Below are 15502 nucleotides of genomic sequence, written 5' to 3' on the forward strand. Positions count from 1 at the left end.
CTCTCATCGTGGTGCGCACCTTCCGGTCGTCTGATCCACCAGGTCGACAGTGAGCGGCGTACCGTCGGCACCGTCGACCTTCAGTGCGATTCCGCACAGATAGAAGTTGAAGAACGACCCGTACGAGCCGACTCGGATCAGCTGCTTGTAGTTCGAGGGCATGGACGCGAGAATCCGATCGAGCTCACTTTGTTGCTCGATCAGCGGATTCAGGCTTGCGTCCAGCTTCGACAGGTTTCCCGCGATGTCCGGGCGAACTCCGGCGAGGAGATCGGCGAAGGCGCCTGATGCGGTGTTCACACTCTCGACGGCAGTCCCGATCATCTCCCGGTCCGCCGCGAGCCCGCTGACCAGCTGTTGTAGGTGATCGAGAGTGTCACTGAACTGACCACCGCGGCTGCGCAATTCGCTGAGCACACCGTCGAGGTTGCCGATCACTCGACCGATCAGTTGGTCGCGGTCTGCGAGAGTGTTCGTAATCGATCCGGTGTGCGCCAGCACCGATGCCACAGTTCCGGACTGGCCTTGAAACACCTCGAGCAAGGACATCGACAACGCGTTGACCTGCTCCGGGTCCAGGGCTTGAAACAGCGGCTTGAAACCACCGAGTAGCGCATCGAGGTCGAGTGCCGGTGCGGTGCGATCGACGAGGATGCTCTCGCCCTCCGGTTGCGGTTCCGCGATCCCCGGATCGTCGAGCAGTTCGAGGTATCGATTACCCACCAGATCCTGATATCGAACAGCGGCTCTGGTCGATACGGTCACGGTGTCACCCGTATCCACACTGAAACTCACGTGGGCACGGTGATTCCCACCGAATTCGACGGAGCCGACAGAACCGACCGGCACACCGGCGATGCGCACCTTGTCGCCGGCTCTGAGCCCGGAGGCGTTGACGAACTCCGCCGAGTACGACCTCGCGTCGCCACCTCGCATCTGGCCGAACACGAGGATCAGCCCGGCGTTGACGAGGATCATCACCAGAACAAAAATTCCGAACTTGACGGTGTACCCACGAACTTTCATCGGATCTCCGTCCCGAACAGGTAGCTCATCAGATCCGGGACCGTGTTCATCGGTTGCCCACCGTTCGGCTGACGCTCGGGCGCAAACGGATTCACCCCGGTGTCGGTCACCAGGTACGGCGCATTGACGTTCGGGTCGCGCAGTGGAAGGCCCATACACTGCGGGCCACCGGTTGCCGCGACCTTCGGGAGGTCGTCGGGATATCGGTACGGTTCGGTTCCGGCGATCAGACCGATCGACATCTTGATTCCTGGTTGTCCGTTGTAGGCGCCGTCGCCGATCTTCTTGCTCTCCTGCAGTCCGTGGAACATGCAGGGAATCACCGGGGAGTATTCCTCGAGCAGTGCGGTGGTCGGCCGCAGTAACGACAGAACGGTGTCGATACCGGCGGCGTTGGCTCCCAGTACATCTTCTCCGGTGCGGGCGACCCCGATCACGTTGAGCAAGAGGAGATCAAGATTCTGCTGCTCGTCGAGAACAGTGGTTCCCGTCGTCGTGAGCGAGTCGAGGGTGTCCATCAAGTCGAGAACAGCGTCGCGGTAGGTCTGTGTGACGGCTGGTAAATCCGTCAACACATGATCGAGAGCCTCACGTGCAGTGTTGAATTCGAGCAAGGAGGAATCTGCTTGTTCGAGTGCGACCCCGAGCCGTTCGCCGCGTCCTTGCAGAGCAGTCGAGAGGGCACCCAATGTCGAATCGAGTTTGCCCGGGTCCACCGTCCGGAGCACGGTGGTGAGTTTCTCGAACACCGTGTTCAGCTCGACGGTCACCCGGGATGCGTCGATCGTCGCTCCGGCGGCAAGTCGCGCACTACTCGGCTGCTCCGGCGAGGACAGGCTGACGAACTTCGCGCCGAAGGCCGTGTTCGACGTGATCGCCACATTCACGTTTGACGGAATCGATTCGAGCGCTTCGGGATCGATCGACAACGACAGTTGTGCGGTGGCGTCGTCAGTCGGCGTGATGGACTCCACCGAGCCCACGGTCACCCCGGCCATCTTCACCCGCGCGCCCGGATCCATCACGAGCCCCGCGCGCTCCGCGATCACCGTGATCGGGACGCGAGCGACAAACACCTGGTTGAAAGACGCGACCGACAACGCGATGACCCCGACGATCGCCGCAGCCAAGCCCAGAGCAGCCAACTTGTAGCCGTATCTGTGCACGCAGTCCCCCTAACCGGACAGATTGAAGTTGCCGGAACCGCCGTAGAGCGCGAGTGAGACGAGCAGGGTCACCGCCACGACGCAGATCAGCGAGAGCCGAACCCCGCGGCCCACTGCAGTTCCCACGCCCGACGGTCCCCCGGACGCGTTGTATCCGTAGTACGTGTGGATCAGCATCACCAGTAGTGCCATCACGAGCACTTGAACGAAGGACCATGCGACGTCGACCGGATCGAGGAACGTCGTGAAGTAGTGGTCGTAAAGACCCGAGGACTGACCGAACAGCACGACCGTGGTGAATCGTCCGGCCAGAAATGATCCTACGAGCGCCAGTGAGTACAGCGGCAAGATCGCGATCATCCCTGCGGTGACGCGGGTGCTGACGACGTACGGGACCGAACTGATCGCCATCGATTCGAGGGCGTCGATTTCCTCACTGATGCGCATGGCACCGATCTGCGCGGTCGAACCTGCTCCGATCGTGGCCGACAGGCCGATTCCCGCGATGACCGGCGCAGCGATACGAACGTTGATGAAGGCGGAGAAGAATCCGGTGAGCGCTTCGACTCCGATATTTCCCAGTGAGCTGAAACCTTGGATCGCAATGGTGCCACCCGAGGCGAGAGTCAAAAATCCTACGACCGCAACCGTGCCGCCGATCACTGCCAAAGCTCCGGTGCCCATGCTGATCTCGGCTACCAGCCTCAACACTTCTTTCGGGTGTTTGCGAATTGCCCACGGGATGTGAGCGATGGCGCGCGCGAAGAAGACAGCTTGTCGCCCGACGTCGTCGATCGAGCGTGACGTTCGAGCCACCCGAGCCCGCGTGCGTCCGAACTTGCCGATTTGTGCCAGCGAATCCGAAAGCGTCACCTCGATCACCCCGCCGTCAATCGGATGCCGACCGCGGTGACGATGGTGTTGACGACGAACAACGCCATGAATGCGTACACCACCGTTTCGTTGACGGCCTCCCCCACGCCTTTCGGCCCACCCCGTACCGACAGTCCGCGATAGCAGGCCACCAATCCCGCCAGCATCCCGAACAGTGCAGCTTTGACCATCGACAACGCCACCTCGGGCAGGCCGGTCAGCAACGTGATTCCCTCGACGAAGGCTCCAGGGTTCACGCCCTGGAGAAACACCGAGAAGGCGTAACCGCCGGCGATGCCGATGACGCAGACGAGTCCGTTGAGCAGCAAAGCCACCACGGTCGACGCGACCACCCGCGGAATCACCAGCCGAGTGATCGGATCGATCCCGAGCACCTCCATGGCGTCGATCTCTTCACGAATCGTTCTCGATCCCAGATCGGCGGCGATGGCTGTCGCGCCCGCACCTGCCACGATCAGCACCGTCACCACCGGACCGACCTGAGTCACGGCACCGAGCGCGGCCCCGGCGCCGCTGAGGTCGGCGGCACCGATTTCGCGGAGAAGGATGTTGAGGGTGAAACTCACCAGGACCGTGAACGGCACGGCTACCAACACTGTCGGCACGATCGACACCCGGGCGATCATCCAACTCTGCTCGAGAAACTCCTGCACCTGAAAGCGGGTGCGGAACAAGCCCACTGCGACATCGGCGCCCATCCGGTAGAACTGGCCGAGTTCGCGCATCGGGCCCGCAAGTGCAACTCTTCCGCTGTACACGTCAATGCCCCGAAGGGCATGACGTGGAGTTGCCGTAGTCGACCTTGAATTCCTTGATCCCGTTGAGCCAACCGGACGAGAGCCTGCTCGGATCGCCGAGCTTGCTGATGTCGGGCATGTGATCGGCGATCTTGCCGAAGATCAGATCGACCTCCATTCTGGCCAGGTTGGCGCCGACGCAGTAGTGCGGCCCGGTTCCTCCGAACGCGAGGTGCGGGTTCGGGTCTCGGGTGATGTCGAAGACGTCGGGGTTCCCGAAGACGGTTTCGTCGAAGTTCGCCGAGCCGTAGAGCAGTACGACGCGCTGCCCCTTCGCAATCGCAGTGCCGGCAATCTGTGTGTCCACCACTGCTGTTCGTTGCATCGACGTCAGTGGCGAAGCCCAGCGGATGATCTCGTCCGCGGCGGTGCGCGGACGCTCACGCTTGTACAGTTCCCACTGATCCGGATGCTCGAGAAATGCCATCATGCCGAGTGTCGTTGCGTTTCGCGTCGTTTCGTTGCCCGCGACAGCCAACATGATGACGAAGAAACCGAACTGTTCCGGGGTGAGTTTCTGCCCGTCGATGTCGGCATGCACCAAGCGTGAGATGATGTCGTCGAGCGGTTCCTCCCGTCTCGCCTCAGCCAGTTGATAGGCGTAGCCCAGGATCTGCGCCGACGCCATCCGAGACTCGCCGGCGAGCGACTCGTCGTCGTATCCCGTCATCTGATTCGACCATTCGTACAGCTGACGGCGCCCGTCCTGCGGTACACCGATCAGCTCCGAGATCGCCTGCATGGGTAACTCGCTGGCGACCTGGCTGACAAAATCACCGCTACCTTCCGCCACGGCAGCCGACGCTATGTCTTCTGCCCGCGCTTCCAACCCGGCCCGCATCGCTTCCACCGACCGCGGAGTGAACAAGCGCGCCACCAACTTGCGCAGCTGTGTGTGCTCAGGGGCGTCCTTGTTGATGAGGACGTGTTTTGTCGCCTCCAACTCCTCCGCCGAGATGTTGTCTTCATGCCGCGGAATGCAGCCGTTGACGTTGCTCGAGAACTCCTCGCTGCGCAACGAGACGTCGCGGACGTCTGCGTGGCGGGAGACAACCCAACAACCACCGTCGTGAAATCCGCCGGTACCCGGTTCCTGGGCGTTCCACCAGACCGGAGCGCATCGTCGTAGTTCGGCGAACTCGGCAAGCGGGACGCGCTCGCCGTACAGATGCGGGTCGGTCACGTCGAACCCGTCGGGAAGGTCGATCTCAGGCATTGCAGATGCTCCTTTACGGATGGGTGCCGGGTGCCGGGTGTTGCGTGTGAGCGCTAGTCGATCCGGTGGACCGGGTCGCTGTTCTGTGAGAACTCCTTGGCCCAGCGGTAGTCCGGCTTGCCGCTCGGCGCTCGAACGACCTCGTCGGCGATCCAGAAGGAACGCGGAATCTTGTAGCCGGCGAGGTGACTGCGGGCGTGCTTCTCGATGGATTCGAAATCCGGTTCCACACCGTCGCGGATGCGAAGCACCGCCGCCACCCGATTGCCCCACCGCTCGTCCGGAACACCGATCACTGTCGCGTCGTAGATGTCGGGATGGGCCTTCACCACGGCTTCGACTTCTTCCACGAAGACCTTCTCGCCGCCGGTGTTGACCACCATGTTTCCCCGTCCGAGGAGGGTGACCGAGCCGTCGTCCTCGATCCGCGCCCGGTCTCCGGTCACCACTGCCCGCGCGCCGTTCACCTCGCGGAATATCTCGGCCGACTTCACCGGATCGTTGTAGTAGCCGAGTGGAACGTTTCCGAGTTTCGCCAGCCATCCTTCGGCGCCCGAGCCCGGCTCCAACACTCGGTTGTCGTCGTCGACGACGACCGTGAATCTGTTGGCGCCCACTTTGGGTCCGCCACGCTGCTCGAGCCCTTTGGTTGCGAATCCGATTCCGCCGAAGCCTGTTTCGGACGATCCAACCGAATCGGAGATCATCAGATTCGGAAAGACGTCGAAGAACGCATCTTTGACCGATCCGGAGAAGAGCGCAGCGCCGGAGGCGAGCACGGCCAGGCTCGACGCATCCGGTTGCAATTCGTGATGGGCTTCGACCAGTGGACGGCCCATGGCGTCGCCGGTGATGACCATGACCTGCGGGCGATATTCGGCGACGACTTTCCAGACCTGCGCCGCATCGAACTTCGGTTCGAAGATGACGGTGTTTCCGGAGAACAGAGCGTTGAACGTCGGCATCAGTGCCGAGGTGTGGATCAGCGGTGGAAGCATGCACCACCGCATCGGTTCGGCTGCCGCGGCGCCACCGCGCGACTGCTGGTACTCGTCGGCGATCGGCTCACCCGAATAGAAGTCGTAACCGCCGGCCAACACGCGCCAGATGTCTTCCTGCCGCCAGACGACGCCTTTCGGTCGTCCGGTTGTTCCGCCGGTGTAGAGAACGTAGACGTCGTCGCCGGAACGCTCGGGAAAAGCATGTTCACCTACGCGCAGCGGGGATTGGTTGCCGAGCGCATCCTCGTACGCCACTGCCCCCGGAATCGACGGTTCGTTCCCGAGAGCGAGTTCGTCCGCCACCTCGATCACGTACTTGACCCGCGGCGCGGACACCAACGCCTCGGCAACCCGCTCAGCGAAACCACGATGGAAAACCAACGCCGTGAGATCCGCGTTCTCGTACAGGTAAACCAATTCGTCGCTCGTGTAGCGGTAGTTCACCGTGATGGGAACGCCGCGGATCTTGAAGGCCGCGAGGACAGCAACCATCGCCTCGATCGAGTTGTGCAGTTGAATACCGATGTGCGAACCGACACCTAACCCGACGGACTGGAAGTAATGCGCCAATCGGTTGGCCCGCTCGTCGAGCTCACGGTATGTCACCTCGTCGCCGGAAACGATCAGCGCGAGGCGATCGGGCATCGCATCGACGGAATGCTCGAACAGGTCTGCAAACGTGTACGCCATAGGTTGAGTCCTTCGGGTTCGGCCGGTCAGACGACGAAGAGAGGCAAGGGGATTCCGCGATCTTCGAATACGAATGCCGCGCCGGTACTGACCTTCGTGATGGCGACTTCGACGCATTCCGGAGCGGGAGCTTCGGTGATGTCGACGGCCAGAAGAAGCCCCGCGGCATCTTCGGCCACCACTCTCACGGTGAAGTGCGGATTCACGCCGCGGACCAAAGCTTGGAGAGGATCGAGGTGCTCGCTGCCGAGCAAGGTCGGCCAACCGCCGTCTCGGTCGACAAGAGCTTCTCGCGAGATCCGCAGCTCCAGAGCACCGCCGTCCTGTCGAATCTCGCTCTCCACATACTGCTTCGGATTCAGCAAGGGATGCACGGACAGGACCAATGCCAACGATTCCAGCGTCGAAGGAAGCCCGAGCGCATCTCGAATACGCTGTGCCGCAACTCCCGCGATTCCGGTCAATTGCTTTCGCGTGATCTCGCGAGCCTTGTCTTCGTCGGCACGGCGGCGAACCGCTGCCAGAAAGCCCAACGCCAACAGATGATGCTGCACGCAGATCTCCTCTGCGATACGAACCAAGGCTGATCGCGAGAAGTCGGAAAACCTCAGGTCGGACAACAACGGACCCGAGTAGTCCGCCCTACCGTCCCCACCGTGATCGATCGGGCTCAGCTCGACCGTCACCGCGGCGGTGCTTCCGATCTGCTCGGTGTGCGCGGTCATCACGGGAGGCGTGTGCGACGGGTCGATGGACACGGTCCAGGCGCAGTGCGGATGTCGGTCGGCGGGCCTGCGCGGTGGTCGGTGAATCGGCCGGATCTGGGCGCGCGGGTTGGTCGCGATGGCCGTTGCATCGAAAGTCGGATCCTCGATGTCGTGACACATCGAGGTCACGAACTCATCGCCCAACGGCTCGACGTCCATGAGTGCTCCGCAATGGTCGAGCCAGAATTCACCGTGCAGCGGATCGTCGACCCGGTATCGAAAGTCCATGAACTGTGGAGGAGCGCCGATGTCGAGTTGTAATCCTTTGAAGATCGTCACGACGTCGTCGCCCTCGTATCCGAGAGCCTTCTGCATGCGGCGGGTGTACCAGGGGCTGGCCGACTCCCACTCCTCGACGGCCACCTGTGCCATACCCTCGCGTCCGAATTCGACGATCAGATGCGCCATGCCCGAGCGATCGATCAGCTGCCCGCACAGGAGCAACTCGGGCACCAGCACGGCAAGGTCGCGCTGCGAGAGTGCCTCGAAGGAATCGCGCACCGACATCGGACTCACCACAGCGAAACCGGCGCGGTGCCCACCGGATACCAGCCCGGTAGCGGGTCGCCCGAGATCGATCGCTGGATCCGGCCCTGCATCCCCTTCGAGAGAGCGTTGTTGCCGATCATCTCCATGAACAGTGCCGACACGTTCCCGAAGTCGAAGAAGTCACGCTGCCAGGACCATTGGAAATCCCCGCCGTAGCGGAACCAACTACCACCGATACCGTAGACGGAGTAGTTGCTACCGTCCTCACGCTTGGCATCGGAAATCTGCTTCCACAAGCCGATCACGTTTCCGCTACGGTCGTCGATCACAAAGTCTTGATACGGATACTCCCAGCCTTCGAGGCCCTTCATCTCGAGACCGAGCGCGACTTCGCGAATCTCCTCGCGCCCCACCGCCATGAAATCCTGCTTGGGGCCGTAGTTCCACCCGTACGTGGCGTCCTCGGTATACATGTCCGCCAACGGTTTCCAATCGCCGGCGGCTTCGGCCTTTTTGTTCGCCTCGATCCAGCGTTGGACCATCTCGTCGAGCTCTGCGCGGTCGAAACCCGTCATCTGAACTTCCTCCCTCGAGCACATGAATTCGCTGCAATCAATCGACAATTCTCAGGGCGCCGGTCGGGCAGTACCTGACCGCCATCTCGGCTTCACCGCGGAGCGACTCGGGTGGGTCCGAGTCCAGAAGACTGACCTTCCCCCGCTTCGGGACGACAAAGATCTCCGGTGCCTCCAGCTCACACGCCGCATGGCCTTGGCACAGGTCGAGGTCGACTTCGACGTGCATGATCACCCCTCACGCCCGGGACGTGTTCGGCGCCGGTACCTCACCGCGCACGGCTGCTGCAACTGGACGACCATCTTGCTGTGGTCGTTTCGGTAGGATTCCGACGGCTGCGCCATCTCGAACTCGAAGTCCCGCAGCAGGATCGAGAAGATCGCTTTGAGCTGCATCTGGGCGAACGCAGCGCCGACGCAGCGATGCCGGCCGGCTCCGAACGGAATCCACGTCCAGCGGTTGACGATGTCCTCTTGATTCGGGTCGATGTACCTCCCGGGATCGAAGGTGTCCGGCCGGGGAAAGTCCTCGGCGATTCGATTGGAGATCGCGGGTGTCGCGGCGACAAGATGGCCCTCTCGGATCTCGAAGCCGCCCACTTCGAAATCTCCACGTGCCACCCGCAACAGGATGATCAACGGCGGATGCAGTCGAAGGGTTTCCTTGACCACAGCCTCGAGAACCGGAATCTGGCGCAGGGCATGAAAACTGATGTCGGCGCCGTCGGAGTACAGATTGTCGAGTTCGTCGACGACGTCCGTCATGGTGTCGGGATGCCGCAACATCTCGATCAGCGACCACGCTGCCGTGCCGGAAGTCGTATGGTGGCCGGCGAACATCATCGAGATGAAGATTCCGGTGATCTCGTCGGCACTGAACCGGAGGTCGCCGTTCTCGTCCTTGACCGAGACCAACACGTCCAACATGTCGCGGTCATCCTTGCCCTGCGGAGGATTCGCGATGCGCCCGTTCATGATGTCCTGTACCAGAGCGACCAACGCCAACCGGGCCTCGTCGCGGCGGCGGAAACTCTCGATCGGCGCGTACGGATCCACGAAAGCCAATGCATCCGTTCCCTGTTCGAGCTCGTGATACAGCTTGGCGAAGCTATCATCCAGTTCGTCGCGGAACTTCTTGCCGATCAGGCACGCCGACGAGGTATAGATGGTCAGCTCGGCGAAGAAGTCGAGCAGATCGATCTCGCCTTCGTCTCCCCACTGCGCGACCATCGCCTCGACTTCGCGGCCGATCGTGGCGGCGTGCCCGCGCATCTGTTCGCCGCGCAGAGCCGAGTTGTGCAGCATCTCTTTACGCCGCTCCGGGCTGGCGTCGAAGACGACGCCTTCACCGAATATCGGCTTCATGAAGGGGTAAGCCGCTTGTTGGTCGAGATCCTCGTCGGTGGAGCGGAAGAAGAACTCGTTTGCCTCGGCTCCGGACAGCAAGATCACTGTGCGGTCGGCAAGTTGAAAGGCGCCGACGTCACCACATTCCTCACGCACCCGGCGCATGAGCGCTATCGGGTCGGTTCGCAGTTCCTCGAGATGCCCGTGCGGGAGATCCCCGCCGGACACCCGCGGCGGCTCTGGCAGTGTTCGCGACGTCTCTTGCACTCCGTGCGTCATGTCGTCTCCTGTGAGTTCGCAGTGGGAAGTTTGTCCAGTGGCGCCTCGGGCTGAACTTCGACGAGCACGATGTGTGCTCCTCGCGGCGCCGACACAACGGCGACGATGGCATTGGCGATGTCCGAGGCGCGCAGAAAGTAACCATGGCGGGCGAACCCCCACTTGCTCCACGATTCCCCGACCGGTCCGATGATCTCCGGCGTCGTGTCCATCCCCATGCCGGTCAGTGTCGGCCCGGGTCGCACGATCGACGCGCGAATGCCTGTTCCCTCGAGCTCCATTCGCATCTGACGCCCCATTGCCTCGAGCCCGGCCTTCGCTGCGTCGTACGCACCCATGAGTGGACGCTGGCGCTCGGCACAATCCGAGCCGATCAGTACGAAGTCACCGCGCTGTCGTTGCCTCATACCGGGGAGTACGCGATGCGCCAATCGCTGCGCACCGACGAGGTGAACTTGGATCTGCCGTAGAAACGCCTCAGGATTCATCTCGTCCGCAGCCCCGAATTCGAGGTCTCCGGCACCGGAGACGACGATTTCCGCGGGGCCGTGGACTGCCTCTGCGGCCGAGACGAACCCGTCGACCGAATCACCGTCCGTGACGTCGAGGAAGTGGGCGAACGCTTCACCACCGTTGCTGCGGATCTTCTCGGCGATGGCTTCGCATTCGGCGACTCGACGCGCACCGAGTGCAACCGGATGCCCGAGTTCGGCCAGGGCATACGCGGTGGCTGTGCCGATTCCCGACGACGCACCACTGATCAGTGCCGGCCGGCGAACGGGATTGGGTTCGAAACGAGGCATCAGCGCACCTGAACTTTCACCGGCAGGGCCGCAAAGCCCCGGACATTTGTCGAATGAACACGCTCGATTCCGGACTCGACGACTTCGTAGTCGCTGACCCGACGCCCGAACTCCGCCAGGGCGATCTTGGCTTCGAGCTTGGCAAGGTGGGCACCGAGGCAGAAGTGCACGCCACCACCGAAACTCGCGAGTTTGCCCGACGAACTCCGGCCGATCTGGAAGCTGTCGGCATCGTCGAAGACGTCGGCGTCTCGGTTGGCCGATCCGATCAGGAGCAGGACCTTCTCCCCCGCCGGAATGGTGCGTCCGTGATATTCGAGGTCGACAACCGAAGTCCGAGCCACGATCTGGCTCGACGTGTCGTAGCGAAGAGTCTCTTCCACCCATTCCGAGGCTCGTTCGGGATCGTCGAGGACCGGTGCGATCTGCTCCCGGTGGTGCGAACCCCAGTACAGAGCGTTTCCGAGAAGCTTGGTCGTGGTCTCGTTTCCGGCCACGACCATCAGAAACATGAATCCGAGGATCTCCTGGTCCGAAAGCTTGTCTCCGTCGATCTCGGCGTCGAGCAAGGCCGAGGTCAGATCGTCCGTCCGCGATCGGCGACGCTGCGCGATCATCTCCTTGTAGTAGCCCATCAAACTGATCGAAGCCTCCACCGCAGGTTGCGGCACGTCGAGAACACCCGCCTCTCGATGCACCACCAGATCCGCCTTGCGCCGCAGTTCGGCTCGGTCGGGTTCGGGGACACCCATGAGTTCGGAGATGACGTCCATCGGCAGCTTTCCCGCCACCTCCGTAATCCAGTCGAACTCCCCCGCGCCCAGCGCGGGTATCAGATGTTGCTTCGTCAGTTCGAGTATCCGGCCGTCGAGCTCCGCAACACGCCGCGGTGTGAATCCGCGAGAAACCAACTGGCGCAACCGCATATGGCGGGGATCATCCATAGCGAGAAACGACATCACATAATGCGCGTGTGGACCGTATGCAGCGGGGTCGAGTGATACTCCGTTTGCGCTCGACAGACGCTTGTTGTCCTTGAATCCGTCGACCACGTCCGCATATCGCGACAATGCCCAAAAGCCCACGTCCGGATTGTGATACAGGGGTGATTCTTCGCGCAGACGCTTGTACGTCGGATACGGATCGTCGTGAAAGTGGTAGTCGTACGGATTGAAGACCACCGGATCGATCAAAGCTTCTGTCATGATTTCTCCAGGATCAGTAGAGCTGAGGCCTCGAGGCGTCCAGCGATTTGCGCGTAGGTTCCGTAGCCGATCCCTGCCCGCAGAAGCGCCCCGGCATAAAGCATTTCGAGCGCTTCCAACACTTCGGGTTCGCCATTCGGATCCAACGCCGAGGCGAGTCGTTGATGGATCTCGAGCCCGATCCGGCCGCGAAGATGTTCCACTTCAGGGTCGGATCCGAGCAGTGCATTGGTCACGGCGGCCGATACCTCCGGTTCGTCCGCGAGAAGCAGCGCGATATTTCGAAGTACAGACAGCACGTGCGCGGTACGATCCAACCCTGAGCCATCAGGCGCCGACGAGTTCTGAAGTCTTCGCCAGAAAACCTCTGCGACGAGATGCTCCTTGGACGCGAAATACGTGTAGGCGGTCGCAGTTCCTACGCCCGCTTCGGCCGCAACCGAACGGACAGTCAGTCCGGAAAACTCTTGTTTGCGTAGAACTTTCACTGTTGCTTCGGCAAGCCTGGCCACAGTTTCCGCCTGTTTGCCCGTGAGGCGCCTGCGAGTGGATTCGTAGACAATCGATCCCCCGCCACTTGAATCGCTCCGTTTGCTGGACACGTGTCTGGACGTTACTACAGCGTCCTGTCCAGGGCAACGAAATGGGGAAACTTGGAAAATTCACCACGAACAGGCAGCAGCAACGCGAAAAGTTCTACTACAGACCGATCTTCATCCCGGCACCAGCGTCCACGCGCAGTTGCTGGCCGGTGACGAATCGCGACTCGTCCGAGGACAGGTACACGACTGCATGCGAGATGTCCGCGGGTTCGACCCACGGGGTCGGCATCGCCTGCATGAACGGGAACGTCACAGCCGCATCCTCGGCGGTCGGATTCTCGAGGTCGGGACGGAACGTCCGGTACATCGGCATGCTCTGCAACATGTCGGTGTTCACATTGGTCGGATGAATCGCGTTGACGCGAATGGAACTCGGCCCGAGGGTCAGCGCCAACGAACTGGTGTAGGCCTGAATCAGCTTCTTGGCCAGGCCGTATCCGTCGCCACCCGGACCCTGCAGCGCCTGTTGCCCGTTGAATCCGGTCTGCGGCACCAGACCGGCAACAGAGCCGATCGCGATGATCGAACCCCCTTCGCCGAGGTATTCCATCGACGCGTGCACTGTATTGACGACACCGAGAAAGTTCACATCGAAGGCGTCGACGAAACCGGCGGTCGACACGTGTTTGCCCAGCGGACAGATACCGGCGTTCGCCACGACGACATGCAATCCGCCCAACTGCCCTACCGCCTCGGCAAGTGCTGTTTCGAGTCCGGCGCGATCACGGACGTCGACACGCGCCGTCACCACCTGCTGCCCGGCCTCTTTCACCAGGCGAGCGGTTTCCTCCAGATCGGCTGGACTGGCGAGCGGGTATTCGTTGCTGGCGATGTCTGCGCACAGATCGAAGGCGATGATGTGCGCGCCCTCCTGCGCGAGACGGACGGCGTGACTGCGCCCCTGACCTCGAGCAGCGCCGGTCACCAACACCACTTTTCCGTCAACTCTGTTCATTTCGACCTCTCTCCTGTGGATGTGAAGACGTGGTTGTGAATGTGCGGTGAACCGTAGCGGCGCCGCACCGGACACGAGGCGCTTTTCGTCGAAGCAGATCCGAGACCCTCTCGAGACCGCTGGGCTCTCGAAATCTCTTATGCCCCAAAAACCATTGCCTCAACCACAAGTGTGAACTAGAGTCCAGACACATGTCCAGAAAGAGAGGGTTTGCGCTATGACGCTTCGACCCGCAGACAGTTCTGCACTTCTCGTCGACGGAAAACTGGTTCCCGGATCCGGCGGGACCTTCGAAGTTTTCAACCCGGCGACCGAGGAACTGATCGGCCGTGCGGCCGAAGGCACCGCCGCGGACATGGACGCGGCCATCGCCGCTGCGCGCCGTGCGTTCGACGACACCGAATGGGCACGCGATCACGGGTTTCGCGCTCGCTGCCTGCGCCAACTGTGCGATGCACTCCAGTCCCACATCGAGGAGTTGCGTGAGATCACCGTCGCCGAGGTCGGCGCACCGGTCATGCTGACGAGCGGTCCGCAACTCGAAGGCCCGATCGAAGATCTTCGCTACTGGGCCGATCTGATCGAAACCTATTCGTGGGAACAAGATCTCGGGCACGCGTCACCCATGGGGATTCCGACCCATCGCCGACTGCTCAAGGAAGCCGTCGGCGTCGTCGGCGCAATCACACCGTGGAACTTTCCGCACCAGATCAATTTCGCCAAGCTTGGTCCCGCCCTCGCAGCCGGCAACACCGTCGTTCTCAAACCCGCGCCGGACACGCCCTGGTGCGCCGCGCTGGTCGCCAAGGTGATTGCAGAAGAAACCGAGATCCCGGCCGGCGTAGTCAACGTCGTGACGTCGACGGATCACTCCCTAGGCGCGCAGCTGTGCAGCGATCCGCGCGTCGATCTCGTGTCCTTCACCGGTTCCACCGCCACCGGACGCACAGTGATGGCCACGGCCGCGCAAACTCTCAAGAAGGTCTTCCTCGAACTCGGGGGTAAGTCCGCATTCATCGTCCTCGACGATGCGGACATCAAAGGTGCATGCTCGGTTGCCGCGTTCTCCGTCTGCGTTCATGCCGGTCAGGGATGCGCGCTCAGTACCAGACTTCTGGTGCCGCGCGCTCGGTACGACGATGCTCTGGCCGCGGCATCTGCCGCGATGGCGGGTATCCGAGCCGGCGACCCCAGCGCGCGCGGAACGGTGTGTGGCCCGGTCATCTCGGCGCGCCAGCGCGCCAGGGTGGAGAGCTACCTCACCCTCGCGGTCGAAGAGGGCGGCACGATCGTGACGGGTGGGGGCCGTCCCGACGATCGCGAGAGGGGTTTCTTCGTCGAACCCACTCTCATTGCCGGGCTGGACAACTCGTCTCGCGTAGCGCAGGAGGAGATTTTCGGGCCCGTCCTCGTGATCCTTCCGTACGACAACGACGACGACGCTATCCGGATTGCCAACGATTCCCCCTACGGCCTGTCCGGGTCGGTGTGGGGCACCGATCCCGATCGCGTCGCGCACGTCGTTGCCGGTGTCAGAACCGGAACGCTGAGCGTCAACGGCGGCGTCTGGTATTCGGCCGACGCACCGTTCGGCGGCTACAAACAATCCGGGATCGGCCGCGAAATGGGCCTCGCGGGTTTCGAGGAATACCTCGAAACCAAGCTCGTCGCTTCACCTTCCTGACATTCC

At 62.1% G+C, this 15502-nt stretch carries 15 protein-coding genes; 1 reads left to right on the plus strand and 14 read right to left on the minus strand.

Annotated elements, in window-relative coordinates; genetic code table 11:
* Positions 1-3: 3 nt before the first annotated feature.
* The 14 genes from ATN38_RS20875 to ATN38_RS20940 all read right to left on the minus strand — a co-directional run bounded on the left by ATN38_RS20875 (position 4) and on the right by ATN38_RS20940 (position 13812).
* On the minus strand, positions 4-1026 hold the full coding sequence (locus ATN38_RS20875; protein WP_081557938.1) for an MCE family protein: 1023 nt from the start codon (positions 1024-1026) through the stop codon (positions 4-6).
* Complete coding sequence (locus ATN38_RS20880) at positions 1023-2192, minus strand: MCE family protein (protein WP_064689619.1); 1170 nt, start codon at positions 2190-2192, stop codon at positions 1023-1025. Before ATN38_RS20880 ends, ATN38_RS20875 begins: the two co-directional genes overlap by 4 nt.
* A 9-nt stretch (positions 2193-2201) precedes the next feature.
* Entirely contained in the window at positions 2202-3074 is an 873-nt protein-coding gene (locus tag ATN38_RS20885; RefSeq protein WP_003944051.1) for an ABC transporter permease, read from the minus strand.
* Complete coding sequence (locus ATN38_RS20890; RefSeq protein WP_030536769.1) at positions 3071-3811, minus strand: ABC transporter permease; 741 nt, start codon at positions 3809-3811, stop codon at positions 3071-3073. Before ATN38_RS20890 ends, ATN38_RS20885 begins: the two co-directional genes overlap by 4 nt.
* A 34-nt stretch (positions 3812-3845) precedes the next feature.
* On the minus strand, positions 3846-5099 hold the full coding sequence (locus tag ATN38_RS20895; RefSeq protein ID WP_030536770.1) for a cytochrome P450: 1254 nt from the start codon (positions 5097-5099) through the stop codon (positions 3846-3848).
* A 53-nt stretch (positions 5100-5152) separates the two neighbouring features.
* Positions 5153-6790 (minus strand): acyl-CoA synthetase, encoded by a 1638-nt coding sequence (locus ATN38_RS20900; protein ID WP_007728656.1) that lies wholly within the window; start codon positions 6788-6790, stop codon positions 5153-5155.
* 26 nt (positions 6791-6816) lie between these two features.
* Entirely contained in the window at positions 6817-8064 is a 1248-nt protein-coding gene (locus ATN38_RS20905; RefSeq protein ID WP_081557939.1) for a hypothetical protein, read from the minus strand.
* 5 nt (positions 8065-8069) lie between these two features.
* The gene (locus ATN38_RS20910; protein WP_007728648.1) at positions 8070-8621 is read right to left on the minus strand and encodes a hypothetical protein; all 552 of its coding nucleotides are present in this window, start codon (positions 8619-8621) and stop codon (positions 8070-8072) included.
* 37 nt (positions 8622-8658) lie between these two features.
* A complete protein-coding gene (locus ATN38_RS20915; protein WP_020907945.1) occupies positions 8659-8850 on the minus strand; it encodes a ferredoxin in 192 nt (63 codons plus the stop codon).
* Between the two features lie 2 nt (positions 8851-8852).
* Entirely contained in the window at positions 8853-10247 is a 1395-nt protein-coding gene (locus tag ATN38_RS20920; protein WP_007728646.1) for a cytochrome P450, read from the minus strand.
* Positions 10244-11050 carry an SDR family oxidoreductase gene (locus ATN38_RS20925; protein WP_003944110.1) on the minus strand — a complete coding sequence of 269 codons (807 nt, stop codon included), beginning with the start codon at positions 11048-11050 and terminating at the stop codon, positions 10244-10246. The genes ATN38_RS20920 and ATN38_RS20925 overlap by 4 nt, the downstream gene beginning before the upstream one ends.
* Positions 11050-12255: a cytochrome P450 gene (locus tag ATN38_RS20930; RefSeq protein WP_003944019.1), complete on the minus strand. Its 1206-nt coding sequence runs from the start codon at positions 12253-12255 to the stop codon at positions 11050-11052. Before ATN38_RS20930 ends, ATN38_RS20925 begins: the two co-directional genes overlap by 1 nt.
* Positions 12252-12818 (minus strand): TetR/AcrR family transcriptional regulator, encoded by a 567-nt coding sequence (locus ATN38_RS20935; RefSeq protein ID WP_024487471.1) that lies wholly within the window; start codon positions 12816-12818, stop codon positions 12252-12254. The genes ATN38_RS20930 and ATN38_RS20935 overlap by 4 nt, the downstream gene beginning before the upstream one ends.
* Before the next feature lie 136 nt (positions 12819-12954).
* Positions 12955-13812, minus strand: coding sequence for a mycofactocin-coupled SDR family oxidoreductase (locus ATN38_RS20940; RefSeq protein WP_007728643.1), 858 nt, complete (start codon positions 13810-13812; stop codon positions 12955-12957).
* 217 nt (positions 13813-14029) lie between these two features.
* Between ATN38_RS20940 and ATN38_RS20945 the strand changes: the two genes are divergently transcribed.
* Positions 14030-15496, plus strand: a complete 1467-nt coding sequence (locus ATN38_RS20945; protein ID WP_218748579.1) for an aldehyde dehydrogenase — start codon at positions 14030-14032, stop codon at positions 15494-15496.
* Positions 15497-15502: the final 6 nt, after the last annotated feature.

Origin of the sequence: Rhodococcus sp. FH8 (assembly GCF_019266085.1) — a bacterium.
GTDB classification, from domain to species: domain Bacteria; phylum Actinomycetota; class Actinomycetes; order Mycobacteriales; family Mycobacteriaceae; genus Rhodococcus_F; species Rhodococcus_F qingshengii.